The following is a 26,745-nucleotide window of genomic DNA, read 5'->3' on the forward strand; positions in this document are numbered from 1 at the left end:
AAGCCCCAACCGAGCGGTTGGGGCTTTTTTGCTGATAGCCAGGTTTGTTTTCGGTTAATGACGGATTTCCAGGCGCTTGTTGATGACGGTCTGATCGGTAATGAGCCGCACCAGGTAAATGCCATTGGCGCACTCCTGGGCGTCCCAGGTCAGGTTCAGTTGCTGCCCGCCTTCCGATTGTCCACTGCTGATAGTTTTCACCAGGGAGCCTTTCAGGTCATAGATGCTCAGGCTGTAGCGCGTAGTCTGGGCCAGGGCAACATCCAGGCTGATGCGTCCCTGGGCCGGGTTGGGGTAGAAGCTCACATCGGTAGCCGCAACTAATGAAGTCGTTGCAGGCTCCGCTGCCACCGCCAGGGCCGGGCGGGCCGCCGTGGTGGGGCAGCTGCCGAGCTGGTCGCCGTGGCGCAGGTGGGCAGGCACAGCCAGCACACTTACCTCCTGGGTTTTGCCTTGGTGGCAGATTTGCACCTTGCCATCAATTTTACCGCCCCTCACATCAATAACCGTGATAGTAACCGAGGAGCTGGCTGTGCAGCCCGCCGCATTGGTTGCCGTAACGGTGAGGGGGTAGCGGCCTGCCTTGGTCGGCAGGAAAACAACGCTGGCGCCTTTGTTGAAATTCAGGCAGGTAGAAGGCGACCAGCTAAAACTGCGGGCACCCGGCGCGCTGGCCGTGAGTACCACCGCCGGCGAGCCGTAGCCCAGATAGATGGTGAGGTCGTCGCCACCGGTGTAAACCGGCAGCACCGGCTGCACCGCAATAGTTGGCGCCGTCTGGGCCGGGAGGTCAATCTTACCATCACAGTTCCGGTCGATGCCGCAGGCGTCCTTCGCGCCGGGGTTGATGCTGGCATCCTGGTCGTTGCAGTCCTGGTTGGCCGGGTAACCATCACCATCAGCATCCGGGATGCTCACGGTAACAGCTACCGCAGCGGAGGTAGCCGTCAGGTCTTTGTCGTCATATGCCTTGGCCGTGAGGGAGTAGCTGCCGGCCGCCACGTTGCTCCAGGTAAAGCTGTAGGGAGCCGTAGCATCGGAGCCCAGCAGGGTAGTGCCTTGGTAAAACTCTACTTTGCTGATGCTGCCATCGGTATCCGCTGCGTTGGCCGTGAGCGTGATGGTAGCCGGAGCCGAGAAGCTGGTCGCGGTGGGCGAAGTCAGGGCCACGGTAGGAGCCACGTTGGCAGGGGCCGCGCCGCAACTGGCGCCTACGGTGTAGGAGTGGGGGGTAGCGGCAGTGTTGCGCTCCAATCCGCCGGGACCTACCTGGTAGGTAAAGTACACATTCAGGGCCGTGCCGCTGGTTTGGTTAGCTACGGTATAGGTAAAGTCACCGGCCGAGTTCTTAGTCATGCCGTAACCGGGGCCGTTCACGTACACAATGGCCAGGTTGCCGCCGGCCGTGGCGCCTAATGGGTGGAAGGTAAAGGTCACATCAGAACCACTCGTCACGGCTTTCCAGCTATAGTCGCCGTTGGCAGCGGTGCCGCAGTAGCCGCCCGCGTCGCCGCCGGGGGTAGTGCCGCCCGTTACGGTTACGGCCACCGCTGCGGAGGTAGTCGAAAGGCCAGCGTTGTCGTAGGCTTTAGCGGTGAGCGAGTAGCTGCCGGCCGCGGCGCCCGTCCAGGTGAAGGTGTAGGGGCTGGCGGTGCTGGTGCCCAGCAGGGTAGTGCCCTGGTAGAACTCCACTTTCGTGATGGTTCCGTCGGTATCAGCTGCGTTTGCTGTGAGGGTAATGGTAGCAGGCGCCGTGAAGCTGGCCGAAGCCGTGGGCGACGTGAGGCTAACCGTGGGTGCGGCGGGAGCAGGCGTACTGCCGCATACGGTGCCTACTGTGTAGCTGTGGGGCACGGCAGCCGAGTTCCGCTCCCCGGCGCCGGGCACGGCGTAAGTGAAGTAGAAGCTCAGGGCCTGGCCAGCCGTTTGGTTGGGCAGGGTGTAGGTAAAGTCGCCGGCCGCATTTTTGGTCATGCTATAGCCGGGTCCGTTCACGTAGAGAATCGCCAGGTTGCCGCCGGCCACGCTACCCAAAGGGTGGAAGGTGAAGTTCACGCTGGTGCCGGTAGTCGTGACGGCGTAGCTGTAGTCGCCGCTGGCAGCCGTGCCGCAGTAGGTCACGGGGGCTACTACCACCGGCTGGGTGTTGTAGTATACATGGTCGAAAAAGAAGTCGGCCTGAGCAGCGGGGGCGTCACCGGCAAACATCAACGACTGCTCCAGGCTAGCCCAGTCGAGGTTGCCGAAAGCACGTAGCGGAATAATCACCTCGTGCCACTGCCCGTCGCGCTGGAGGCCGTATTGCGTGGCGCCAGCCGGGAAATCAACCCAGCCCTCCGCCCCGCCGGTTTTCACCCCAAACTTGAACTGCCCGGCGTAAGACGTCTTGAACTGAAACTTCAGGGAGCCATCCTTGAAAGCCGCCAGGTTCTTGATGTCGTTGGCAATGCCGAAGCCAAACCAGTTGCCCGCCGCTGCCCGCAGGGCCAGCACGTTCGGACCCTCGAAGGGGGTAGGGGAGGCGATGTTGCTGAGGTTGTTCCAGATATACAGGTTCGCATCCTGCCCAAATACCAGCTTGTCGGAAATCTGGGCGTTATCGGTGTACACCCCGAAGTTGGGGCCAGCTATAACGTTGGTTTTCACCGTGACACTTACCGGAGCCGAGGTCGTCGAAACCTTGCCGTTGTCCGTTACGTGGGCCGTGAGGGAGTAGGTGCCGGCCGCTACCCCGCTCCAGGTGTAGGTGTAGGGGCTGGTGAAATCGGTGCCGAGCAGGGTGGAGCCGTTATAGAATTCTACCTTGTACACGGTGCCGTCGGAGTCGGTGGCATTGGCTTCCAGGGTGATGGTAGCGGGCGTGGTAAAGCTGCTGCTGGCCGTGGGCGAGGTCAGGCTAACGGCAGGAGCTACGTTATTAGGTGCAGCCACAAACACGGTTACCGGGGCCGAAGTAGTTACTACCCCTTCGTTGTCCGTAGCCTTGGCAGTGATGGTGTACACGCCGGGCGCTACGTTGGCCCAGGTGGCGCTGTAGGGCGCGGTGGTGGCAGTGCCCACGAGCGTAAAGCCACTGTAGAACTCCACCTTGGTTACCGAGCCGTTGGCGTCGGCGGCATTAGCCGTGAGGGTAAGGGTAGCGGGCGTCATAATCAGGGCCTCGTTGGTGGGCGAGGTCACGCTGACAGTAGGAGCGGGGTTGGCCGCCACGCCGCCGCTGTAGTAGATGTTATCAAAGTAGAAATCGGCCTGGGAGCTGGCCGCGTCGCCGGCAAACATGAAGGTTTGCGTCACCGAGCCCAGGTCGCCGTTGCCGAATGCCGACATCGGAATGACCACCTCGTGCCACTGTCCGTCGCGCAGCAGCCCGTGCTTGGTTACGCCAGCCGGAAAATCCACCCAGCTTTCCCCGGCCCCCGACTTGATGCCGAACTTGAACTGCCCGGCGTAGGAAGTCTTGAACTGGAATTTCAGGGCGCCATTGTTGAAGGCCACCAGGTTTTTTACCTGGTTATCGACCCCGAGGCCAAACCAGTTGCCGGCGTTAGCGCGCAAAGCCAGCACTTCCTGCCCTTCAAAGGGGGTAGCGCCGGCAATGTTAGTGAGGTTGTTCCAGATGTAGAGGTTGGCATCCTGCCCGTAGCTGAGCCGGTTGGTGATGGCCGGGTTTTCGGTGTAGATGCCAAAGTCGCCGGCAATGCTGTTGTTAGAGCCCAGGTACAGCTCGTCGCCGGGGCTTTGGTAGAGGCGGATGTAGTCCACCAGCATCTGGCCGGGCAGGGGCGCCGAAATGGCGTTCTGGTCGTAGATACCGGTGTACTGCCCGCCCACGGCCAGGTTCAGCAGAATAAACTGGGCCTGGTGAAACTCCTCCAGGTCGGCCGCCGCGGCTTTAGAAATATCAATGGCGTAGTACTCGTGCCCGTCGATGAACATGCGGATGAACTGGCTGTCCCAGCTCATGCGGTACACGTGGTAGTCGGCGGTGAGGTCGGTAGGGCTGTCGTAGTGGGTGTCGTAGGCGGCGTGGGAGTTGTTGTTTTCCCAGTGGGTAGCCCCGCCCAGGCGCCGGTTGGTCAGGCCTGCCTGAATAGCGGCGGCCGAACCCATTTCCATAATATCGATTTCGCCGCTGGCGGGCCAGGTGCCGCTAGCCCCCAGCATCCAGAAGGCCGGCCAGAGCCCGTTTTGCAGGTTCGGCACTTTGATGCGGGCTTCCAGCGTGCCGTACTTGAACTGCACGCGCCCCAGAGTTTTCAGGCGGGCCGAGGTGAAGGCCTTGCCCTGGTAGTTTTCGCGCCGGGCCTCAATGACGAGGTTGCCGTTTTCCACACGGGCGTTTTCGGGGCGGTTGGTGTAGGTTTCCAACTCGCTGTTGCCCCAGCCGCACACGTCCTGAGCGCACCCGTCGCCCTGGTCAAAGGTCCAGGTGCTGGGGTTGATGGTGGTGCCATTGAAGTTTTCTTCCCAGACGAGCTGCTGCTGGGCCTGGGCCGGCGCCTGGCTCAGGAAGAAGAGTCCGCCGAGTAAAGCCAAGCCTTGGGTACGGACTCGTTGGACACACTTGTAGAAGGTTATTTTCATACGGGTGGGGTTTGTGGGACAAAAAGGTTGGGACGAAAGAGCGGGAGCCGAAGTGGTTCAGCTATAAATCAGAAGGAGCACTGCCAGCACAAGCCCAAAGACTGGGCTTATTGACGGGTAAAGGAGGTAGGAGAATAGTCTGGAATAATTCAATGGTGGTAGCCAATAATGCTAATGTATTGTCGTTTAGGGACCTTATGCAAGTAGTGTTAGAGGCTCTTCTCGTTGATATTTAGGCTTTAGCCACAAGCCCATACGCTTAGCGCACAAGCAAAACCACCTGCCATCCGGAGGCAAGTGGCCCGGATAGCAGGTGGTATGGGTGTCAGTGCGACGTTTAAAAAACAAACGCCCACAACAAGATTTTTTTCCTCTGGCTAGCAGGCTTGCTTACCTCCTACCAGAGCGGCTAGCCCGAAAACTCAGCTAGCTAAGCGGCCCGGCGCATCGGCAGCGGCGGCTCCACATCCAGGGCCTTGATCTGGGCCCGGTACTCCGTGGGGAGTAGGCTGGTTTTTACCCACTGGCTCAGGGCCAGGTGCTGGGTGTGGCGGTAGAGGGGCACCACCGGCCGCAGCCAGGAGCGCCGGCCCAGCCGCAACAACTGGCGCACCGGCTCGGGCACTACCAGCGCCTGCCCTTGCAGGAGCAACCGGTAGCGCAAAGGCCCCAGGTGCTTGCGGTACTGCTGGTAGAGGTTGGTAGTGAAAGGGCTATGCGCCAGGTCCTGGGCCAGGTGCTGCTCCCGGTCCGCGAGCCAGGCGCCATAGGTGGCCGGCAACTCCGGGATGCCCATGCGCTGGCCTACCCGGCAAAACACCGTGAATACCTCCGCTTTTTCCACCTCCGAAAGCCGGCGCTCCAGCAGCTCGAAGGAGCGGATGGAATAGTCGATGAGCATGTAGAGCACGTCGCGGTAAGCCCATGCCGGAATGCGCTGCCCGCGCTTGGCTTCCACGGCTTGGTGAATGGCCGTAATGGTATCAATAGCCTGCTCGGCCCCGGCACGGTCAGCAAACACAATCTGCCGGGCATATTCTACGGTAGAAAATAGGCGGCCCAGCGGGTCAGCGGGCAGGCGGCCGGTGAAGTAAAGCCAGTCCACGGCCTTGTTCACGGCAAACTCGGCGGCGGCCCCAGCGAAAATAAACAGCACCGTATCGGCCTTGCCCCAGATGGTGCGGACCACTGATTCTTGATTTACGAAGTATTCCATAGGCTAGCGTAGTCAGGTCGCAAACGAACCGGAGCAGCATCCAGTGCGGCGCGTTTGTGATTTGATGCATTGCAAATTACTTTGAAATACAAAGTAAATACTAATTTTGCTTCCGCACTTATATTTTCTCTCGCTAGTGAATAGAAACCGCCTTGCGTATGCCACTCTAAGCCTGCTTACTATAGCATTGGGCCTGGCTTCCCGCCGCTATCAGGCCGCGTTGCCCGCCTGGGTGGGGGCCTACGTCGGCGACGCGCTCTGGGCCTTGCTGGTGTTTTGGCTGGTAGGGTTTGGCTGGCCCCAGTGGAGTAGGCGGCGGGTGGCGGCAGTAGCGCTAGTATTTGCGTTTCTTATTGAGGCGAGCCAGTTGTATCAAGCGCCTTGGCTAAATGCTCTGCGCGTTACCACACCCGGCCGCTTGGTGCTGGGGCAGGGCTTTCTGTGGAGCGACTTGCTGTGCTACACCTTGGGCGTGCTGGTAGGGGTAGGGCTGGAGCAGATTGGGCAGCGCTCCAAGGCTGCCTGAACACGCGCGACGCGGGCTATAAATAATCAAGCCACCCCGAGAGCAAGTAGTACACCTGCCCTCGGGGTGGCTTAATTACGGAGGAGCCTATTTCACTACGGTGGCTTCTAACTCGATGGTTAGGCCCGCGAAGAGGCCCTGCACCTCTACCATAGTAGTAGCTTGCTTGATGCCGTGTCGGGCAATCCAGCCCTGGTAGATATCGGTGCAGGTAGTGAAGAACTCCGCCACTGAGGTGGTGTACACGTTCAGCCGCACTATGCCCTGGCACTCATACCCTGCCTCGCTGATTAGTTGCTCCAGGTTCTGGAAAACCTGCTGCAACTGGCTGCGCATGTCGGTGGTGCTGGGGCGTCCTTCGGCATCAATGGCTACCTGCCCGGAGCAGTAGAGCGTGCCGGCGGGTTGCTTGATTTCAACGGCTTGTACGGAGTTGGTTTGCTCACCCCATTTCCAGGGGTCAATGGTGCGCTTTTCCATTTTTGGCTTTGTAAAGTGGTGTGAAAATCTGTTTGTCACATTCGACTCTACAAAGGTTCAGGCGCCCACTGACAGCCCTATGTCAGCATGTTTTCGGGCCCGCAAAAAAAGAATATACCCGCTTGGCTAGCTCGCGCAGATGCTCTTCCAAAGCCGCGGGTTCAAGAATGGTTACGGCCCCGGCGTAGGGTAGCAACCAGGTAGCTAGGTAGGGCAGGTCACCGATTAGAAAGGTCATTTCCAGGCTGCCATCCGGCAATAGTTGCTCCTGGGCCCAACCGTACTGGTACTTGGTATCCTGCAGATGCTGGACCAGGGCCAGCAGCATGGCCGCGGGCTGAAACCGAAGCACTACTTTTTCGCGGGGCCGCTGCGCAGCCTGGGTAACCCAATGCAGCCGGAGCGCTTCGGGGCGCGGGGTAAACATCTCAGCCTGTAGCGCTAGGTGCTGAATCCGATCCAGGCGAAAATCCCGGAACGTCTGGCGCAGCCTACAGTAAGCTACTACGTGCCATACCCGGCTCCTATACAAGCTGACGGGCTCAACGTCGCGGGTGGAGGGGGCGGCGGTATCGGCGGACTGGTAGTGCAGGCGCACCACCCGGCGCGTGGCAATGGCGGTTACCAGCTGCTGATAGGCCTCGGGGGAGCCGGCTTGTTCGCGAGGACTTAATACCTGAATGTGGGGAGCCAGGGTTTCCAGATGGTCGCGGTCGGGACGGCGCAGCACGGCGCGCAGCTTGTCCATGGCGGCGCCGCTGAGGCGGGCGGTGGGCGCGTCGGTGAGGCGGGCCGCCAGCTTTTCAGCGCTGAGTAGGGCTGTAGCTTCTTCGCGGGTAAACATCACGGGCGGCAGCCGGTAGCCTTCTACCAGGGAGTAGCCTATGCCCGGTTCACCCAGGAGGGGCACGCCGGCTTCTTCCAGGGTGCGAAGGTCGCGGTAAATGGTGCGCAAACTCACGCCGAATTGCTCCGCTAAGGCAGGGCCGCTCACCGTGCGCTTGGCCTGCAACTGAATCAGGATAGCCGTGACGCGGTCAAATCGATTCATTACCCAGATAAAAAGAGAGTACCAGTGGCGTGGGCAGCTAGTGGGGCTACTAGCTGCTGGGCCGCAAAGGTACTCGCTAGTATGGTTCTGAAGGGCAACAGGGGGTAGGCGAAAGTCGATTGACTCGACCATCACCAAAACCACTCGTTGCTGAAACGATTGGCCTGCCGCCTCTGCAAACTACTCTACCTTCTTCTGAGCTTCCGGCTTGGTTTCTTTGGCCACCCAAATAGATTTCTGGTTGACGAACTCCCGAATGCCCAAGTGGGAAAGCTCCCGGCCGTAACCCGATTTCTTGACGCCCCCGAACGGCATTTCCGGCGACGACTTCACCATGCTGTTCACGAATACGGCTCCGGCTTCTACGCGCCGCGCCAGCTGCTCGCCACGCCGCACATCTCGCGTCCAGACGGAGCCGCCCAGCCCGAAACGCGAGTCGTTGGCGAGGCGAATGGCATCGTCGGCGTCCTTGGCTTCCAGAATAATAGCTACGGGCCCGAAGAACTCCTCCTCGTAGGCCCGCTGGCCGGGTTTCACGCGCGTGAGGATGGTAGGGCGGAACAAGGCGGTGCCGGGCTTGCTCTGGCCGCCGTGCAGCTCCACTTTGGCACCTTGTTTCACGGAGTCTTCTACCTGCTGCGTAAGCTCATCGGCCAGATCAGGGCGGGCCAAGGGGCCGTACTGGGTGGCTTCGTCGAGTGGGTCGCCGGTCTGGAAGGCCAGAAGGTGGGCTTTCATCTTCGCCACGAACTCCTTGGCTACCCCTTTCTCCACGATAAACCGTTTGGCGGCAATGCAGCTCTGGCCGGCGTTAATCATGCGGGCCTGGGCGGCGGTTTTGGCGGCCAGCTCCACATCGGCGTCGGCCAGCACAATAAAGGCATCGGAGCCACCTAGCTCCAGAACGGTTTTCTTGATTTCGCGGCCAGCGGTGGCGGCCACCTGGGCGCCGGCCGGCTCCGACCCCGTTAGCGTTACGGCCTTCACCCGGTCGTCCTCAATCAGCTTGCCTATCAGGTCGGAGCCAATGAGCAGGGTACGGAAGATGGCAGGCGGAAAGCCAGCATCGTGGAAAATCTGCTCCAGGGCCAGGGCGCACTGAGGCACGTTGGAGGCGTGCTTGAGCAACCCCACGTTGCCCGCCATCAGGGCCGGGGCAGCAAAGCGTACCACCTGCCAGAACGGGAAGTTCCAGGGCATCACGGCCAGCACTACCCCAATGGGCTCGTGCGAGATAAAACTGTGCTGGGCTTCGGTCTTAATTTCCTCGTCGCCCAGGAACTGCTCGGCGTGCTCGGCGTAGTAGTCGCAGGTGAGGGCGCACTTTTGTACTTCAGCGCGACCATCTACCACAGGCTTGCCCATTTCAATGGCCATCAGGCGGGCCAGCTCGTCCTGCCGCTCGCGAAGTAAGTCAGCGGCGCGGTGCATCAGGCGGCTACGCAGCTCAAAGGGGGTAGTCCGCCACTCGCTGAAAGCCTTATGCGCCTGCGTTAGAATACGCTCAGTTTTACTCCAGCTGAAGGCACGGAAGCGGCGCTCGACGCGGCCGGTGTAAGGATTGAAGGATTCGATGGCCATTGGAAGGAAAGGTAGGGGTGGGGCCTGCGGCAAAGCCAGAAGACAAACAAGGCAGGTGGCTTTAGGGTTAAGCTCAGCCTTGGTAACTTCAGCGAGGCGAGTGCCGTAGCAGTACGGCCCAGGTGTATAAGTTGCACTTTTTGGGTGCCCGCGCGCCGAAATTTAGGTTTATCCAGTACTTTCGTTTCATCTGCGGGGTCGGCTGTGCTACGCCGCTCCGTTTCCTTTAGTTGCTGCCCGTGTCTGTTCCCACTCCAGAGTCAGCTGCCCTCGAAACTGAAGTTCTGCTCGTGCAACGCCTGCGCGACCGGGACGAAGGGGCCATGACCATCTTCTACGACAAGTACTCCGCAGCTTTATACGGTGTGATTATGCGCATCGTGAAAAAAGAAGAAATTGCCGAGGACGTGTTGCAGGAAGCCATGGTCAAAATATGGCACTCATTCCCTTCCTACGATGCCGAAAAAGGTCGTCTGTTTACTTGGGTCATGAATGTGTGTCGAAATTTAGCCATCGACAAAATCCGGTCCCGACAGTACCGCGTAGGTAGTCGTACGCAGCCAATCGAAGAAAGTGCAGCGCTGCGCCAGGCCGCCGAACCCTCGTTCCGGCCTGAGCACATTGGCTTGCAGGAAATGACGAACCAGCTGAATCCGGAGCAGCGGCAAATCGTGGACCTGCTTTATTTCGGCGGATTTACGCAAAGCGAAGTGGCAGAAGAACTGAACCTTCCGCTCGGCACGGTAAAAACCCGGGCCCGGGCGGCCATCAAAGTATTATCTAAATTGATTCGGTAATCGTGAACGTACAGGAGTATATCGAATCAGGTATCCTTGAGGAGTACGCCCTGGGTGTGCTTAATGAGGTCGAGCGCGCCGAAGTCGAGCGCATCGCACGGGAACACCCGGAAATTGGCCGGGAGTTAGATTCTATTGTACGCAGCCTTGATGCGTATGCTGAGGCCCATGCCATTACCCCACCCGCCGAAATGCGCGACCGGGTATTGCAGGGCTGGCAGCAGGCCATCCGGGAAACGGAAAAGCCAGAACCCAGCGCCGTGTCGGCATCTAATGGCACCAGTGCCACCACTCCGCCCCAGATGGTGGCCGTTACCTCGGCTCCGGCTGCGGCAGTGCCTAGCCCTTCTGCTGACGGCGCGGTGGTACGGCAGATGCCTGCCCAGGAAAGCAACAGCGGTCGGACGCGCTGGCTGATTGCAGCCTCCGTGGCCCTGTTGGTGTTGAGCGCTCTGGGCAACTTTTTGCTCTACAACCGGCTGAAGGAAACGGAAGCCAACCTGGAAGTGGCCCAAACGGAGCAGTCGCGCTACGCGGCTACCCAAAAAGCGGCTCTTAATGAGCGTGATGAGCAGCTCCGGGTACTGCGCAACGAGGCATTCCGCGCCGTGGAGCTGAAAGGTACGCCCAAATCTCCCAACGCTCTGGCCCGTGTGTACTACAACCAGCAAACAAAGGCCGTGTACGTGGATGTCCGCAACCTGCCCGCACCGCCCGCCGGCAAGCAGTACCAGCTCTGGGCCCTCGACAACGGCAAGCCCGTTGATGCCGGGGTACTGGCTACGGCAACTGCCGCCGGTGACAGCATTCAGCAGATGAAAGACATTGCCAGCGCCCAGGCCTTTGCCATGACGGTGGAGGACGAAGGCGGGGTAGCATCGCCCACGCTGAGCACCATGACGGTAATCGGTAACCTGTAATTCTTGAGAATATCAGGTGGTTAAGCAAAGAGCAGGTCGCGCGAGCGGCCTGCTCTTTATCGTATAGGGCCAGATTCACGTAAAGGCTTTTCGGCTATCTTCCGATTTTCCATCAAGACCTTTTTCTGTGCACGGAACCATCTTTACCCTGCTTAAGCGCTACGTTCAGACGCAGTATGACCATAGCACCTGGATTCAGCTGCTGGAAAATTCTGGGCTGACCGCCGCCGACTTCGACCACAAGCATGTATACCCCGATGAACACATGTACCGGCTGGTAGGGGAAGCTGCCACCATGACGGGCCTCTCGGCTACGGAACTGCACGAGAAATTCGGTGAGTACCTGGTGCCCGACCTGATGTATATGTACCAGAAGCTGCTGCAGCCGGAGTGGACTACCCTGGACATGCTGGAGCACACCGAGGGTACCATGCACCGGCAGGTGCGCAGTGAGCACGCCGAAAATGCCCCGCCCGTGCTGCATGTGACCCGCGTTGGGCCCGATGAACTGTTTATCGACTACGTATCGGCCCGCCGCATGGGCGCGCTGGCAGTTGGCATTGTGCGCGGCCTAGCCAAGTACTACGATGAGGCCGACGTGATTAAAGTTGAGCCTACTACCAGCGAAAACGGCGAGGAAGTCCGGATTCGGGTGCGGCGCGTCAAGTCCGTTGGATGAGAAGAAAGGGGTAGGAGGCAGAAGTCAGCTAAGAGCGGCAGGTTTACTGCTAAGAAGAGGGGTAGGAGGGCGGCGTGGTTTAGGGTTCACTATGACTGAAATCATCTGGTCAACTGACATGTAGCAGTTTAAAGGCCGGAGGCAAACGGGTTCTTGGGTTGTTGTTTTCTGCTCCTCAGCCCCTGTACCCATGCCCGCCGGCGTAGCTTCCTGGGTCAGCTTTTTCATTGTAATGTAACGGCTCAGGTGCTGCTGCATAGTGCCTTGCCCGCGCTGGTGCTGCCTGCCCAGTAAGTCCCACAGCTGGCCTTGAGAAGTAGGTTGAACGCCCGCCGGGTAAGCATTGCCTACCCCCGCAGTTGGCTGCAACTGGGTGCATATAGTCAGCAGGATAGGGGTAGTGTAAGAAAGGTAGTAGCCGGTTGCTTAGGGATTTTCCCTTACCTTTTCCTACCCCTTACCATCCTTCCAACCCTCTTACATGAGCACATATTACAACCCCGCCGACCTGGCCAAATTTGGTAACATCACGGAGTGGCAGTCTGAAATGGGCAACAAGTTTTTCGCCTACTACGCCGAAGTTTTCAAGGACGGCGCCCTCACGGAGCGAGAAAAATCACTGATTGCCCTGGCCGTAGCCCACGCCGTACAGTGCCCCTATTGCATTGACGCCTACACCACTGACTCTCTTCAGAAAGGAGCCGACGAAGCCCAGATGATGGAAGCCGTGCACGTAGCCGCGGCTATTAAAGGCGGCGCGGCTCTGGTTCACGGCGTGCAGATGATGAACAAAGCTAAAGACCTCTCCATGTGAATCACTGATTCGCGCCGATTACAGTGATTTCGCTGATTACTGCTAGCTGTTTACGCTTGCTGAGAGTCAAGTACAAGAATACGTATGCTATAGAATGGCATAAACATGATTGATACTAGATACGCCTATTCAGCTCTCACAAAGGAGATTATTGGGTGCGCTATGCGGGTGCATGCGACTTTGGGGAATGGGTTCCCAGAGGTAATTTACCAGCGTAGCCTAGCCGTAGAAATGAGCTATGCCGGACTACCGTTCGAACGAGAGATTGACCGAACGGTGTTCTACCGCAACGAGCCGGTTGGAGCCCGTCGGGTTGATTTTCTGGTAGATAACGTGGTGTTAGTAGAGTTGAAAGCCTCCCATGAACTAACCAATTTGCATCACGCTCAGATTATTAACTATCTGACAGCTTTTCAGTTGGAAGTAGGTCTACTCCTAAACTTTGGCGAAAAGAGCCTGAGCTATAAGCGCTTTGTAAAAAGCCACTGATCCATATAAAGTCAACAGCTCTAAGTCACTCTAAGTTGCCCAGCAGAAATCAGCGAAATCACCTGAATCAGCGTTAATCAACGATTTATGAAGTCACTCCTGGCCCGGCAGGCCCCACTGGCCGACACGGCTTACCAACTTACCGTCCTGACTCAGGCGGAGGCGGAAGGGGCCCAACTCCCGGCCTTTGCCCACAAGCTGCGGGAAAGCGACCTGCTACCCCTGCGCCCAACGAAGCTAAGCGTGATGCAGATAAACGTGGGCAAGATGTGCAACCAGACTTGCAAGCATTGCCACGTAGATGCCGGCCCTGACCGCACCGAAATCATGACCCGCGAGACCATGCAGCTCTGCCTGGATGCGCTGGCCCAGACGGATATTCCGGTGGTAGACCTGACTGGCGGTGCCCCCGAGATGAACCCCGATTTTCGTTGGCTGGTGGAGCAGATTTCGGCGCTGGGCCGGGAAACCATTGTGCGTTGTAACCTCACCATCATTGTAGCCAACCCGAAGTACCACGATTTGCCCGAGTTCTTTGCCCGGCACCGGGTGCGGGTGGTGTCATCGTTGCCGCACTTCTCGGCAGGGCGCACCGATGCCCAGCGCGGCGACGGTGTTTTTGGGCGCTCCATCCGGGCCTTGCACCTGCTTAATGGGGTAGGCTATGGCGTAGAGGGCTCAGGGCTGACCTTGGATTTGGTGTACAACCCTGCCGGGGCCTTCATGCCGGGTAGCCAGGTAGGGTTGGAGCGCGAATTCAAACAGCGGCTGGGGCGGGAGCACGGCATAGTATTCAATAACCTGCTCACTATTACCAACCTGCCGGTCAGCCGCTTCCTAGAGTATTTGCTGGAAAGCGGTAACTACGAGAGCTATATGCAGAAACTGGTGGCCGCTTATAATCCCGTGGCGGCGGCCAACGTGATGTGCCGCTCTACCCTCAGCATTGGCTGGGATGGACAGCTCTACGACTGCGACTTCAACCAGCAATTGGACCTACCAGTTGCGCCCGGTGCTCCCCAGCACATCCGCGACTTTGAGGAGGCACGGCTTCAGGAGCGCGCTATTGTAGTAAACCAGCACTGCTACGGCTGCACAGCCGGGGCTGGCTCCAGCTGCGGTGGCGCTACCACGTAGTTTCCTCAAAGCCGGCGGATGCGGTTAGCTCAATTTCACAGGAACATCCATCCATGAACTATCTGCATCCTGCCGCATCGTCTGGGCAACACCTGCTTCTTTTTGCCCGACCGCCTGAACTGGGTCGGGTGAAAACCCGGCTGGCCGCCGACATTGGTGCCGAGGCAGCCTTGGCCGTTTACCGCCAGTTGCTCACATACACCCGGGGGGTAGCTGGGCCGGTAGCCGCCCACAAAATTGTGTGGCTGGCAGAGGCTGGCCCCGCCGCCGACCTGACCGACTGGTGGCCCGGTTTCGAGCAGCAGCCCCAGCCACCCGGCGACTTAGGCCAGAAAATGGAGGCGGCTTTCGCGTATAGTTTTGCCCGGCAGGCCACCGCAGTGGTCATCATCGGAACTGATTGCCCTGGCCTGACTACCGAGCATTTGGAGGCAGCCTTTGAGGCCCTGGCTACCCACGATGTAGTGCTGGGGCCGGCTACGGATGGCGGGTACTACCTGCTGGGGATGAGGCAGCTATGGTCGAGCTTGTTTCAGAATAAAGCCTGGAGTACCGCTACCGTGCGGGCCGCTACGATGGCTGATGTGGAGCACCTGGGGCTGCGCTTGCATCTACTGCCTGAGCTTAGCGACCTGGACACTGGCGCCGACCTGCGCGCCTGGGAAACGGCTACCGGTAAAACATTTGCAGCCGGTTTGCGCGTACTCTAGCGCACCCTTGAGCTTATGTTTCCCTCATGCGTCTAGTTGCTATCCTTGTAAGTGGTGCCCTCCTGAGCGCTGGTCTGCTTGCCTGCTCCCCCGATTCGGGCTCTAAACCCGCTGCTCCGGCTGCCCCGGCTGCTCCGGCCGTTTCCATTGAAAACCCGCTGACCCGGCGGGGCGGCCCCATGCGGCAGCAGTGGGCCATGGATCCGCTCTGGGAAGATGGCAAAGCCGAGGTAGCTACGTACGCCGCCGAGCGGGTGGTAGACGGAGAAGTGCGGCAGTTTGAGAGTACGCTCCTGACGGTAAAGGAAGAATTCGGCCAGCAGTACAACGTAAAAACGGACAGCATTCGGGGGAAAGACAATTTTCCGGTGATGCGGTTCAGCCAGCTGTGCAGCATCCCGACGGACGCCTACCCCCTGCACTTTCTGATAACCGCCTTCTTCCGCCGCGACCAGCCCGTACAACTGCACAAGCTTACTACCTCCTCACAGGAGCTAAGCGGCGCCACGTTCAAAGCTATTACCGACGACGGGATGCAGTACGTGCAGACCTATGACTCGTATCAGGATGAGCAGGGGGCCGGGCAGCGCCAGCTGCGGCGCACGGTGTTGTTTGAGGATGCCTTGCCTTACACGCTCCGCAGCCTGCGCTTCGAGGACCTACCAGGGTTCAAGACGGACATCTACGAGATGCAGCAAACCAACCAGGCAGCGCCCCCCATCCTCTACCAAGCCCAGATCCGCACCGAAGATGCCCTGACTGCCGACACCCCGGAGCCAGCCTGGCGCGTGCGCGTGGCCCTGAACAACCGGAAGCAGAACGTGTACTGGTTCAGCAAACAGTACCCCAACGTGCTGCTGCGCCAAACCACCTGGGATGGCCGCTCACTACGCCTGAAACAGGTGCGCCGCGTGGTACTCGAAGCCAACTCTCTGAAAGCTCCTGTGGGAACTATGGCCAGTAAAAGCTAGCTACCTGAAGAAGCCACGCTGGTAGCTGCGAGGCTCGGACCGAGAAATTTTTCAGCGGATAGTACGCCCACGCTCCTCCTACTGACGAGTATATTTGCCGGCCCGCGCCTACATTGGGTGCCGGTTCTGCATACAATTATGGGAGCTTTATTGCTTGATTTATTACAACGAGCCCAGCGGAGTCGGCGGGTGGTATCTTTACAGACTAATGGAGGGGCGTACCTCGGCTATGTACTTAACCAGAACCCGGACGTGGTGCTACTGCGCACCATTACCCGGCAGGGCCTGCTCACGGGAGTGCGCACAATAGAGCTGAATGGGGTTCTGCAAGCTCATTTTGATGACCGGTACGTGCGGCTGATTGAGTTCAAGGAGCACAACCCCGAGGTAGTATACGCCTTGCCGGCCGCGCCCGAAGGGCTGGAGCAACAGTACCTGACGGTACCAGCCCTGCTGCAGCGGGCCCAGGAAATGCGCCAGCTTATCCAACTGGAAACCCACTCCAACCACGACTTTTACGGCTTTGTTTCTCGCCTGACGGAAGACGAGCTGATGCTGGAGGTGTACACCCAGTATGGGGAGGCCGATGGTCATACCGTGATGGACGTGGACAGCATCCGCAGCGTTATCTGGAGCGACGAGGACACCCGCACCGTTGAGCTACTAATCCGGCAGCAGAAGCCCGAGGACAAAAGCTAGCTGCCGACAGTAGAGAAGAAGCCCGTACGAAGGCAGTGTGCTGATAAGGTAGCGCAGAATAAACCGAGGGTGGCGTAACCAGGAAGCAGGAAAATAGGTTGGTAGTGGGTGCAGTGCTGATGGTACTGCTAAGCCGCTGCTGCTTTCCAATTTATTGTTCCTAGTCCATGCGTCGCTTTCTCTCGTGGTTTCTACTCTTGCTTTTATCCGCTGCTGCATTCTCACCGGCTACGGCCCAAACGGCGGCTCCTACCGCCCTAAACGCTACCCTCGACGGCTACGAGTACCCGTACCCGGTTAGCTACCTGCCCTTAACCATTGAAGGCCAGCGCCTGCGTATGGCCTATATGGATGTAGCGGCTACCGGCAAAGCCAATGGCCGCACCGTAGTGCTGCTGCACGGCAAGAACTTCTTTGGGGCCTACTGGCGCGAAACCATCAAGGCCCTGAGCGGGGCCGGTTTTCGGGTGGTGGTGCCCGACCAGATTGGGTTTGGCAAGTCGGATAAGCCCGATATTCACTACTCGTTTCACCAGTTGGCCCATAACACCCGCCGTCTGCTCGATACCTTGGGCGTGCGCAAAACGGTGGTGGTTGGCCACAGCATGGGCGGCATGCTGGCCACCCGATTTGCCCTAATGTACCCGGAGCTTACCGAGCGGCTGGTGCTGGAAAATCCCATCGGCTTAGAGGACTACCGCCTGGCTGTTCCTTTCCAGACCATCGCTCAGGCTGAAGTCACTGAGCGCAAAAGCACCGAGGAAAGCATCCGGAAGTACCACGCCACCTACTACCCCCACGGCTACCCCAAAGCCCACGATGAGTGGCTGCTGCCCCTAGCCGCCCAAACTCGCCACCCCGATTTCCCGAAGGTAGCCCGCGCCAACGCCCTCACCTTCGACATGATTTATCAGCAGCCCGTGAGCTACGAGTTTGGGCGCATTCAGGTGCCTACGCTCCTTATCATCGGTCAGGACGACCGCACGGTAGTAGGGAAGGGGTTGATTAAAGATCAGGGGATAGCGGCAAAAATGGGGCAATACCCCGCACTTGGCCAGCGCACTGCCGCCCAAATTAAAGGCGCGAAGTTGGTGCCTTTGCCGGGGGTAGGGCATATTCCGCACCTGGAGGCTACCCCAAAATTCCTGGCTGCCCTGCTTGCATTCGTGAAGTAAGCCCAGCTGTAGCCGCTATACCCGCCGCTTAGTGATGGTGGTGATGATGCGGGTCGTGAGGCTTGCCGAAAAGGTTGAGCAGAGAGCCAACGATGTATAGGCCCAGCCAGCAGGCATACAGCCAGTTGTAGCCCTCGGGTTGGGGGTTGCCCAGCCAGCGGATTATCAGCTGGGCCGCCCCGCTCATAATGGCTCCTACCACCGCAATGTATTGGAAGCTATTGAGGGCGCTGGGCCGGTAGAGTTTAGAAAAATCCATAAAAAAAGGAAAAAGGTGCCGGCTACGGCCCGTGTGTTGGGGCTGGCCCCTGAGTAAGCCAAGGCATTGCAAAGCTACGCCTTGGTACCGAAAGAGGTTGCTAAGGATGCCCGCGGGCTAACCTGGGCCTGCCGCATCCGTACACCAAGAACAATACGTTCCCACTTTCCACCTAAACTACTCAACTGATGATAACGCCCCAGAACGAAGTCGATAACGATAACGAAAACCAGAACCTTTCCGAAAGCACCGAGCATGCTGCGCCTTACAGCGAGCAGCAGGAGAAGGAAAAGGAGTGGAAAAAGATGATGAGCAACGGTAAGGAAGCCAACGACCCTACCGCTTACCGCAACCAAGGCGCCGGGGGCTATACCCAGCGCTCTGACCAGAAAGACCAGTTGGAAAACCTGCACATTGGTGGGGCGGAAGGGGTGCCTCAGGGCGGCAACGAGCACGACGATGCTGGTGAGCACGCCAGCGGCCCTGGTTTCGAGTCGGAAGGCAGCTATGAGCTTGATTACCAACTGCGCACCCAGGACCAGAAGCTGGATGAGAAAGGCACCAGCGGCCCCTCAAAACCAGTAGAGGACTAACCTACCTGGCCCGCGGCCTACCCCCATACACTTTAGAAAGCCGGCCCATTCCTAAATTCGGAATGGGCCGGCTTTTTTGTTGCCACAATTGCAGCTTAATGCGTGGTAAAGGGGAACAGGTTTAAAAAATAAAGACATATCATAAAAGGGAATACTAGGTTCTCACAGTCGAGTATATCTATATTTCGGGTCCGTTGAATAAGCGGCCGGCTGCTCTTAGTTCTGCTCTGGTCTGGCCGCTACCTCACCACGCTTCCCACACCTTTTTACATTAACCATTTTATGAATGCCAAAACTACTACCCCATTAGAAACAGAGGAACCTGCGCTGCCACTACCCCACGAAGAGGAGGAGGACCTGTCTTCCGGCAATGGCCGCCTAGCTATTATCGTGGGAATTATTGTGGCCGTGGTAGTGCTGGGCTACGCACTGCTGCCCACCCAAGCTACCCGCCGCATTGCCGCGGCCATGCCCATTATGCAACTAGGTGAAGCCAATGTAACCGGCCACCGCACCCCCGAAGAAGCTAAGGCTGCCGCTGCTACTGAGGATGAGGTTCCTACCACAGCGCCCGTGGCCGCGGGCAAGCCTGCCGCACCAGCCGCGCCTACCCCTGCCTCTGGCCTGAATGCCGAGCAGCCCTTGGTTAGCACCGAGGCTGAGCCCGTGGCAATAGAACCCGTGCCCGCCGCTGAAGTAACGGAAGTCGCGCCAGCTACCGTAGCTATTTCGGGTAGGGTGCTGGACGAAGAAGGGCAGCCCCTGGCCGGCGCTACCGTGATGCTGAAAGGCACTCGCAAAGCCACCGGCACCGATGCAAATGGCAACTACACCCTGGAAGTACCCGCCGGCGACAACACCTTAGTGTATGGCTATGGTGGCTACGAAGACCAGGAGCTTAAGGCCCGCAACACCCAAACGCACACCGTAACGCTGGTGCCCCGCGAAGAAGCCCCCCGCCGTCGGCGCCGGTAACCCATTGCGGCTTTTTTTGAAGAGAAGGCCGTTATGACAAAGTAAGTACAACAGAAAAGCCCCGCCGGAAGTCCGGCGGGGCTTTTCTGTTGACGAATGACGAGGCCGAAACCGGTTTATTGCTCCGGCGTGCTACCCCCCAAACGCTTGCCAAACAGGAAATATACCGGTACTCCCAGGGCCACCAGCATTAGCCCCCGCTGCGCGAACTTGGAGTTTTCGGGGTCAGTGAGCAGAATAAAGCAGAAGGCCGACGCCAGTACCACGTAGAGCAGTGGCACCACTGGGTAGCCGAAGGCGCGGTAGGGGCGAGGCACTTCGGGCCGGGTGCGGCGCAGAATGAAAATGCCAATGATGGTGACAACGTAGAACAGGATAACCGAGAACATTACGTAGTTCAGCAGCTCCCCGTAAGAGCCAGACAAGCACAGCCCGCAAGCCCAGGCGCACTGGGCCCATAGCGCCACACTGGGCACCCCGGCCTTGTTCAGCCGACCCATTCCCGCGAAAAATACTCCGTCGCGAGCCATGGCGTAGTAGGCGCGCGCACCTGACATAAGGATGCTGTTAGCGGCGCTGAAGGTGCTGATCATGATGAGAACGGCCATAACATAGGCACCCGGCGCCCCCAGAATGCTTTCGGCGGCGGCCGTGCCTACCCGCTCGTTGGTAGCGTACATAATGCCCCGGCTCAGCACATCGGTAGCGGTTGGGTCGCCTTGGAGGGGTAGCACCAGCAGGTACACCACGTTAATCAGGATGTAAAGAGCTGTTACGATGGCCGTACCCATGGCCATGCTCAGCACAATCGTGCGCTCGGGCTTCACAATCTCGTCGCCCGAGAAGCCAATGTTGTTCCAGGAATCGGAGCTGAACAAGGAGCCCGTCATGGCTAGGCCAATGGCCGTAACCAGTGCGCCGGTAGTCAGAGGAGTACCCTGGCCGGTTTTGTCGAAGCTCATGGCCTGCCACATGTTCTGAAAGTTCTGGCTGACGGCTTCATCATTGATACCGAAGAAGATGCCGCACAAAATAAGCAGGGCCAGCGCTACCAGCTTGGTGCTGCCGAACACGTTGGCAATGAGCTTGCCCGAGCGCACCCCCCGCGAGTTGATAAACGTCAGGAAAATCAGCAGGACAATAGCCAGCAGTTGCACCGTCGTGAACTTGTACTCCCCTCCATCAATGAGTACGTTGTCCTCCGAAAACCACGGAATGAGCACCCCGGTGAAGCGGGCAAAGGCCACCGCTACGGCCGCAATAACGCCGGTCTGGATTACCAGAAACAGCGTCCAGCCATAAAGGAAAGCCACCAGCTTGTTGTAGGCCTCGCGCAGGTACACGTACTGGCCGCCTACCTTCGGAAACATCGAGGACAGCTCGCCGTAGCTCACGGCCCCGGCCAAGGTGATAACGCCGGTAACCAGCCACACGACCAGCAGCCAGCCCGTTGAGCCAACCTTCCGGGCAATGTCGGTGGTTACAATGAAGATGCCGGAGCCAATCATGCTGCCCGTCACAATCATGACGGCGTCGAACAGCGTAATGGCCCGCTGAAAATGGCCTTGTTTTTCGGACATAAAGGGATAGTAGAGAGTGTTTCGAGGCGGAAGATAGAAAACTGGCTTCCAAACTTAGCTTTCTGCCGTAAAGGGTATTGCTGGCGCTGCTGTCCTAATCCCTATTTTTGCCGGCCTACCGCCCTGGGTTCCCTGCATGTCGCAACGAGTATTGGTATTTCTGACGGGTCTGCTGCTGCTTACGGCGCTGGGCTCCTACGTGTATTACCGCCGCACCGTGGCGAGCGTGCCCGTGGACCCCTGGAGCCTGGTACCCGACGATGCCGTGCTGGTTACCGTCACCCGCGACCATCCTACCCTGGTGCGCCACCTGAAGGAAACCCAGCTCTGGGACAACCTGATGGCCGTACGCTACTTTCAGCAGATGGAGGAAAATCTGGCTCTGGCCGACAGCCTGACCGGGGGGCGCAACGTGGTGCTGCGCTTTCTGGGCCGCAAACGCGTGTTGACTTCCCTGCACGTAACCGAGCCTGGTCGTTTCGATATTCTGTTTCAGGTGCCCATCAGCAGCGTGCGCGAATACCGGCAGGTGCGCAGTCTGATTGAAGGGCTGGGGCGCAACGCCAGCTTTCAGGTTTCTACCCGCGAGTACGAGGACCAGGTACTGACTGAGGTGCGGCCGAGAGCCGGGGGCGACGGCATGACCCTACTGAACTACCGCAACCACTTGCTGCTAAGTGCGAATCCCGCTCTGGTAGAGGCCGTTGCCCGTCGCATCGAAAATCTGGACGCACCCACCGTAGCTGCTGAGTTCCAGAGCACCGACTACTTCCGGCTGCGTGATGTGGACGCCACCCTGCTGCTAAACCAACGCCGGCTGCCGCAGCTAATGAGCGTGTTCTTCCGGCAAGAGCTAGGCACCGATATAGCGGCCATTTCCAGCCTGGCTCGCAACGAAATGACTCAAATGAAGCTGGCCGGTAATAAGGTCGTCTTTAATGGGTTTGCCAACCCCGAAACTGCGCACGGCTCCCTGCACCAGCGCCTGGTAGGGCAGCCCACGCAGCGGCTGCGCATGGCCGATGTACTCCCCCTACGCTCGGCGCTGGTAGTGCACCTGGGGCTGGGCCAAGCAGCGGTTCTGCGCGGGCCCCAGCTACCCCCCGCCGACACACTGGCCCCGATAGTGCCGGCTTTGATGGATAGTCTCACCGCTCAGCTCAGCCAGGAAGTAGCGCTTTGCTATCTGGCTACCCCCTCAGCCCGCTCGAAACCCGGCAAGCTGGCTCTGGCCTACACTGCCAACCCCGGTAAGGTGGGCAACCTGTTGGGCCAACTACGGCGGGCCGTAGGTGCTACCCCGGCTTTTGGGCGGGTAGGGCCTTATCAACTGCACCAGACAGGGGTACCCGAGTTGCCCCAACGCTTACTAGGAGCCATGTTTCAGGGCTTTGAGCGGCCAGTGGTGGCGCAAGTTGGCAACTATGTGGCCTTTGGCGACACGGAGCCGGCCCTGCGCCAATGGCTAACGGATGTGGCGGCTGGTGAGGTCTGGAGCCGCTCGCCCACGCAGGTGGCTTTTTTGCAGGAAACCCAGCCCCAGGCCCGCCTGAGTGTGCTGCTGGACACGCGCAACTGCTGGAATCTGCTGCTGCGGGGGCTGCAGGAAGAGCGCCGGGCCGGCCTGCTACGCAACGAAACCCTGTTCAAGCGCTTCCCCCAAATTGCCATGCAATGGGTGCCGGCCGCTAACGAGCAGGAACCCGGCGCGCAGTACTTCACGCAGTTTGTGCTTCGCCACCCGGTAGCCGGGCCGGCCACGGCCCGCCCCCAAAACCCCGATGGCACCGGCAGCGTGCTGGACTTTGCGGTATCCCTGGCTTCCTCACCCGAGCTGGTAACCGTGCCCGGCGCGCGTCTGCCCGGAGTGCTCGTGCAGGATACAGCCCAGGTGCTGCACTACGTAACCCCCGATAACGTAGTGGCCTGGTCCGATACGCTGCCGGGCCCGCTGGTGGGGGCGCCGTACCGCCTTCCTGCCGAGGCCGGCTTCCTGTTTGCTACCCCCAACCAGATATTCCAATACAACACCCAGGGCCAGCTGCAGCCCAACTTCCCCTTGAACCTACCTGATACCGTGCGGGCTACCTCGCTAAGTGTGTCGCCGGCAGAGGGAGGCGCGGCGCGGCGGTTGCTAGTGGCGGGGGGCAGCAGCAACTTATTCCTGTATGATACGCAAGGGCGTACCTACCCCGGCTGGGAGCCCAAGCAGCTGGAGTTCCGTCTGGCCGGGCCGCCACAATACCTGGTAGTGAATGGCCGCGACGTGCTGGTGGTACTGCTGGAAAATGGCTACGTGTATGCCTTTGATCAGGCAGGCGGTACCTATCCTGGCTTCCCCATTAGCGTAGGGGCCCGGTTGGGCAGCGGGGTATTGGTAGAGCCGGGCACCACCCTGCGCCGCGCCCGCCTAACGGTAGTAAGCCAGCAGGGCGAGCGAATCAGCTTTAACCTCAGTGGGGAGGTAGTAACCCGCAGCCGGGTAGCTACCTGGAGCCGGACGTCGCAGTTCCGGCTGATACCCGATCAGCAGCAGCGCAGCTACGTGGTAGTGCGCGAAGATGGAGGCCGACTATCCCTGTTTACGCCCAGCGGGCAGCAAGTAGTAAGTCAGCGCTTTGTCACCTCGGCTACCCGTTCGGTGCAATTTTTCAGCTTCGGGCCGGGCCGGCAGGTGTACGCCCTTACGGAAACTGGCCCTGGCAAAACCTACCTCTACGATGCCCGCGCCCGATTAATAGGCGGCCAGCCTTTCGACAACAGCGCTACCCAGGTGGCCCTGTCGTATGATGCTACCACTGGCATCTATCATCTGTACCGTGTAGCCGGCAAAGAGCTGCGCCGCACCGACCTGAAACTGGAGCAATAAGGTAAAATTGTGGAGTAGTTGGCCGGACCAGGTAGTCCCGTAGAGGCGGCCTGCCAGCCGCAACGCCTACCTTCTCAAAGAGGTCAAAAGCCCCGGTTAGGCGACACCAACCGCTTAACAATAGGTGCCGCCCCACCGGGGCTAGCTATAATGACTTGGCAAAACGATTACTTCGCTCGTTTACTATTTCACCGCCGGGAGAGCCAGCCTTTGCGGTAGAAGAAGGTAAGCTGGCCGATTACTACCACCGCCATAAAACTCAGGACGCCCACGTAGCCCCAGGGGCTGTACAGCTCCGGCATGTTAAGGTAGTTGATGCGGCCATCGGGGGCTTCGCGCTGGAAGTTCATGCCGTAGAGGCCCACTACAAAGCTGAGAGGGATGAAAATGCTGCTGATAATGGTAAGCACCTTCATTACCTCGTTGGCCCGGTTGCTCTGGTCCGACATATACAGGTCAATCAGGCTGCTGACGGTTTCGCGGTAGCTTTCAGCCAGGTCCAGGGCCTGAATGGCGTGGTCGTAACAGTCGCGGAAGAATACCTTGACTTCCTCCGGCATCTCCTCCTCAGGCAGGCGTAGGATTTCCGCAATCTTGTCGCGCTCCGGATATACCAGGCGGCGGAAGCGCACAATATCCTTTTTGATGTGCAGAATGCGGTTGAGCACGCGCCTATCGGAGCGGCCCTGGAAAATGCGCTCCTCCAGAACCTCAAGGTAGTCGCCGATGGCGGCCATAGTGGGGTAGTAGTGGTCGAGCACTACATCGGTAAGGGCGTAAGCTAGGTACAGGGAGGAGCGCCGCCGGATGGTGCTGCGGGTAGAGCGCAGGCGTTGGCGCACGGCATCCAGGCAGTCCTCATAATCATCCTGAAACGTGAGCACATAGTTGGGCCCAGTGAAGATGGAGAGCTGGTCGTCGTTGATGTCGAGCTGACGGGTGAACTCCGTCATGCGCGACACCATAAATAGCCCGTCTTCGGTTTCCTCCACCTTGGCCCGCTGGTAGTCGCCCAGCACATCTTCCATCTGCAGGGGGTGAATGCGGAAATCGTCCTGCAGGCGCTGCATCAGGGGCAAGTTGTGGTATCCGCGCACATCAATCCAGTGCCTCAGTTCCGGGTGTGCCTGGAAATGGGCCCGCATCTGGTCGTAGTTCTGGTATTCCCGCTCTTCCACATAGTCGTTGCCATAGGAGGTTAGGAATAGACGAGGGGGTAGGGCATCGGGACGAACGACGAGCGTACCAGGGCGCTGGCCCACTTGCTGCTCCCGCGCTTGGCGGGTGGCACTATGGTCGGCTATGCCAGCAGCGTGCACTTGGTCATCATCTTCCTCCGACAAGGGAGGCGAGGGGGGCGTAACGGGGAGGGGAGTAGGGTCGGGGGCAGACATCAACAATAAATCAGGCGGCCAATATCGAGGCAGTTTACGGGATTCATAGGAAAATCTGTTACCTAAAAAGTGCTGGGTTACCACAAGTACCAGACTTCTCAGGGACTGGAGAGAATAAAAGCTCCGGGCAAAACCTCGTACTTTCGCCCACCTTCTGCCTTTTACCCCAACTTGCTTGCTTTCCTTCTCCACTGATTCCGCTTTTGTGTGGCCGCTACCAGTGGCTGGTGGGAAGTACGCGGTGCGGCTGCAGGTGGGGGTAGGCGCGGCGCCCCTCTTGCCCACGGCTTACGAGCCCTGGCTGTACCTCACGCCGGCCCATCTGGCTCTGCAGCGCAGTCCCACAGAGCCTCTACATTTCTTTCTGGAAGAAGCCGACCACCGCACCGTAGCCCAACTCACCGTATTTGAAACCGCCGACGGGCAGACTGCTCGTAGCCCCTGGCAGGCTCCCTTTGGTGCCGTGCAGTTCGCCGATGATCTGACGCCGGAGGCTTTAAAGGCGTTTCTGGGGGTAGTGCACGAGCAACTGGCCAGACGCGGAGTTCGGGCGCTCACGTTGCGGCCGCACGCGTTTTCTTACGCCCCGCAGGCCAGTGCCCGGCTTACGCAGGTGCTGACTAAGCTGGGCTACGCGGTAGAGCTGGCCGAATTGAACATGCACCTGCCCCTGGCCCAGAGCTACGAGGCCCATCTGCATGCTGCCGAAAGAAGACGGCTGCTGAAATGTGAGCGGCACGGCCTGCGCTTCGAGCAGGAGCCACCGCTGCTGCTGCCCTTAGCCTATGAGTTTCTGCGCCGCTGCCGCGAGGAAAAGGGGCAAACTCTCTCAATGCCGCTGGAGCGGCTGCAGGAGCTGTTTCAGCAGTTTCCGCGCCAGCATTTCCTGTTTTCCGTGCGCAACGCCCAAGGTGAGTGGGCGGCCCTAACGGTGGTTATTCAGGTCAGCCCCGATGTGCTCTACAACTTCTACCCGGCCAGTCCGCTAGCCTACAACTCTTTCAGCCCTGTAGTATTGCTCAATGCTGGGTTGCACGCGTTTGGGCAAGCCAGCAGCATGCGTCTGCTCGACTTAGGCACCTCCACGCTCCCTACTGGCCTCAACCACTCGCTGCTGCAGTTTAAGCGCCACCTGGGCGGCGTGCCCAGCCTCAAGCTCACCTTTACGAAGACGCTGTAAGCCTACCCCTTGGCTTACGCTGAAACCCCCGTGTGCCCGGCGGCCCGCTTGGCCTCGTAACTTGCG

23 protein-coding genes are annotated in these 26,745 nt (G+C 59.2%); 15 read left to right on the top strand and 8 right to left on the bottom strand.

Translation table 11 applies throughout. The features are described 5' to 3' along the window. Positions 1-54 precede the first annotated feature (54 nt). Both DNI29_RS08120 and DNI29_RS08125 read right to left on the bottom strand, forming a co-directional pair. Positions 55-4,584, bottom strand: a complete 4,530-nt coding sequence (locus tag DNI29_RS08120; protein ID WP_110977583.1) for an Ig-like domain-containing protein — start codon at positions 4,582-4,584, stop codon at positions 55-57. Positions 4,585-5,014: 430 nt separating this feature from the next. Continuing rightward, complete coding sequence (locus DNI29_RS08125; protein WP_110977584.1) at positions 5,015-5,800, bottom strand: oxygenase MpaB family protein; 786 nt, start codon at positions 5,798-5,800, stop codon at positions 5,015-5,017. Positions 5,801-5,936: 136 nt separating this feature from the next. Here DNI29_RS08125 and DNI29_RS08130 point away from each other — a divergent pair, with 136 nt between their 5' ends. Next, positions 5,937-6,326, top strand: a complete 390-nt coding sequence (locus DNI29_RS08130; protein WP_110977585.1) for a ribosomal maturation YjgA family protein — start codon at positions 5,937-5,939, stop codon at positions 6,324-6,326. 87 nt (positions 6,327-6,413) lie between these two features. Here the strand turns inward: DNI29_RS08130 and DNI29_RS08135 are convergent, their stop codons facing one another. The 3 genes from DNI29_RS08135 to DNI29_RS08145 form a co-directional block, all read right to left on the bottom strand. Next, positions 6,414-6,806, bottom strand: coding sequence for a RidA family protein (locus tag DNI29_RS08135; RefSeq protein ID WP_110977586.1), 393 nt, complete (start codon positions 6,804-6,806; stop codon positions 6,414-6,416). Positions 6,807-6,888: 82 nt separating this feature from the next. Beyond that, on the bottom strand, positions 6,889-7,857 hold the full coding sequence (locus DNI29_RS08140; RefSeq protein WP_110977587.1) for a helix-turn-helix transcriptional regulator: 969 nt from the start codon (positions 7,855-7,857) through the stop codon (positions 6,889-6,891). A gap of 180 nt (positions 7,858-8,037) precedes the next feature. After that, the gene (locus tag DNI29_RS08145; protein ID WP_110977588.1) at positions 8,038-9,438 is read right to left on the bottom strand and encodes an NAD-dependent succinate-semialdehyde dehydrogenase; all 1,401 of its coding nucleotides are present in this window, start codon (positions 9,436-9,438) and stop codon (positions 8,038-8,040) included. A gap of 239 nt (positions 9,439-9,677) precedes the next feature. Between DNI29_RS08145 and DNI29_RS08150 the strand changes: the two genes are divergently transcribed. The 10 genes from DNI29_RS08150 (at position 9,678) to DNI29_RS08200 (ending at position 17,829) form a co-directional block, all read left to right on the top strand. After that, positions 9,678-10,235, top strand: a complete 558-nt coding sequence (locus DNI29_RS08150) for an RNA polymerase sigma factor (protein WP_238388043.1) — start codon at positions 9,678-9,680, stop codon at positions 10,233-10,235. Positions 10,236-10,237: 2 nt separating this feature from the next. After that, the gene (locus DNI29_RS08155; RefSeq protein WP_110977590.1) at positions 10,238-11,155 is read left to right on the top strand and encodes an anti-sigma factor; all 918 of its coding nucleotides are present in this window, start codon (positions 10,238-10,240) and stop codon (positions 11,153-11,155) included. 127 nt (positions 11,156-11,282) lie between these two features. Further along, the gene (locus tag DNI29_RS08160) at positions 11,283-11,834 is read left to right on the top strand and encodes a heme NO-binding domain-containing protein (protein ID WP_162303552.1); all 552 of its coding nucleotides are present in this window, start codon (positions 11,283-11,285) and stop codon (positions 11,832-11,834) included. A gap of 481 nt (positions 11,835-12,315) precedes the next feature. Next, the gene (locus tag DNI29_RS08170; RefSeq protein ID WP_110977593.1) at positions 12,316-12,648 is read left to right on the top strand and encodes an arsenosugar biosynthesis-associated peroxidase-like protein; all 333 of its coding nucleotides are present in this window, start codon (positions 12,316-12,318) and stop codon (positions 12,646-12,648) included. A gap of 162 nt (positions 12,649-12,810) precedes the next feature. Continuing rightward, complete coding sequence (locus DNI29_RS08175) at positions 12,811-13,137, top strand: GxxExxY protein (protein ID WP_317048747.1); 327 nt, start codon at positions 12,811-12,813, stop codon at positions 13,135-13,137. An 87-nt stretch (positions 13,138-13,224) separates the two neighbouring features. Next, the gene (gene arsS, locus DNI29_RS08180; RefSeq protein WP_110977595.1) at positions 13,225-14,274 is read left to right on the top strand and encodes an arsenosugar biosynthesis radical SAM (seleno)protein ArsS; all 1,050 of its coding nucleotides are present in this window, start codon (positions 13,225-13,227) and stop codon (positions 14,272-14,274) included. A gap of 53 nt (positions 14,275-14,327) precedes the next feature. Continuing rightward, positions 14,328-14,984: a TIGR04282 family arsenosugar biosynthesis glycosyltransferase gene (locus DNI29_RS08185; protein ID WP_110977596.1), complete on the top strand. Its 657-nt coding sequence runs from the start codon at positions 14,328-14,330 to the stop codon at positions 14,982-14,984. Between the two features lie 26 nt (positions 14,985-15,010). Then, entirely contained in the window at positions 15,011-15,955 is a 945-nt protein-coding gene (locus tag DNI29_RS08190; RefSeq protein ID WP_110977597.1) for a hypothetical protein, read from the top strand. Between the two features lie 189 nt (positions 15,956-16,144). Further along, entirely contained in the window at positions 16,145-16,654 is a 510-nt protein-coding gene (locus DNI29_RS08195; RefSeq protein ID WP_110977598.1) for a hypothetical protein, read from the top strand. Between the two features lie 167 nt (positions 16,655-16,821). Further along, the gene (locus DNI29_RS08200; protein ID WP_110977599.1) at positions 16,822-17,829 is read left to right on the top strand and encodes an alpha/beta fold hydrolase; all 1,008 of its coding nucleotides are present in this window, start codon (positions 16,822-16,824) and stop codon (positions 17,827-17,829) included. A 28-nt stretch (positions 17,830-17,857) separates the two neighbouring features. Here the strand turns inward: DNI29_RS08200 and DNI29_RS08205 are convergent, their stop codons facing one another. After that, positions 17,858-18,088 (bottom strand): hypothetical protein, encoded by a 231-nt coding sequence (locus DNI29_RS08205; RefSeq protein ID WP_110977600.1) that lies wholly within the window; start codon positions 18,086-18,088, stop codon positions 17,858-17,860. A gap of 188 nt (positions 18,089-18,276) precedes the next feature. Between DNI29_RS08205 and DNI29_RS08210 the strand changes: the two genes are divergently transcribed. Both DNI29_RS08210 and DNI29_RS08215 read left to right on the top strand, forming a co-directional pair. Continuing rightward, positions 18,277-18,681: a hypothetical protein gene (locus DNI29_RS08210; RefSeq protein ID WP_110977601.1), complete on the top strand. Its 405-nt coding sequence runs from the start codon at positions 18,277-18,279 to the stop codon at positions 18,679-18,681. Between the two features lie 282 nt (positions 18,682-18,963). Next, complete coding sequence (locus DNI29_RS08215) at positions 18,964-19,656, top strand: carboxypeptidase-like regulatory domain-containing protein (RefSeq protein ID WP_110977602.1); 693 nt, start codon at positions 18,964-18,966, stop codon at positions 19,654-19,656. Between the two features lie 116 nt (positions 19,657-19,772). Here DNI29_RS08215 and DNI29_RS08220 read toward each other — a convergent pair whose 3' ends face one another. Continuing rightward, the gene (locus tag DNI29_RS08220; protein WP_110977603.1) at positions 19,773-21,236 is read right to left on the bottom strand and encodes an APC family permease; all 1,464 of its coding nucleotides are present in this window, start codon (positions 21,234-21,236) and stop codon (positions 19,773-19,775) included. 136 nt (positions 21,237-21,372) lie between these two features. Here DNI29_RS08220 and DNI29_RS08225 point away from each other — a divergent pair, with 136 nt between their 5' ends. Beyond that, the gene (locus tag DNI29_RS08225) at positions 21,373-24,105 is read left to right on the top strand and encodes a hypothetical protein (protein WP_123823122.1); all 2,733 of its coding nucleotides are present in this window, start codon (positions 21,373-21,375) and stop codon (positions 24,103-24,105) included. A gap of 188 nt (positions 24,106-24,293) precedes the next feature. Here DNI29_RS08225 and corA read toward each other — a convergent pair whose 3' ends face one another. Next, positions 24,294-25,499 carry a magnesium/cobalt transporter CorA gene (gene corA, locus DNI29_RS08230; RefSeq protein WP_110977605.1) on the bottom strand — a complete coding sequence of 402 codons (1,206 nt, stop codon included), beginning with the start codon at positions 25,497-25,499 and terminating at the stop codon, positions 24,294-24,296. 175 nt (positions 25,500-25,674) lie between these two features. On the opposite strand from corA, the gene DNI29_RS08235 reads away from it, so the two are divergent. Beyond that, entirely contained in the window at positions 25,675-26,679 is a 1,005-nt protein-coding gene (locus tag DNI29_RS08235; protein ID WP_110977606.1) for a hypothetical protein, read from the top strand. Positions 26,680-26,745 lie beyond the last annotated feature (66 nt).

Origin of the sequence: Hymenobacter sediminis (genome assembly GCF_003231285.1) — a bacterium.
GTDB classification, from domain to species: domain Bacteria; phylum Bacteroidota; class Bacteroidia; order Cytophagales; family Hymenobacteraceae; genus Hymenobacter; species Hymenobacter sediminis.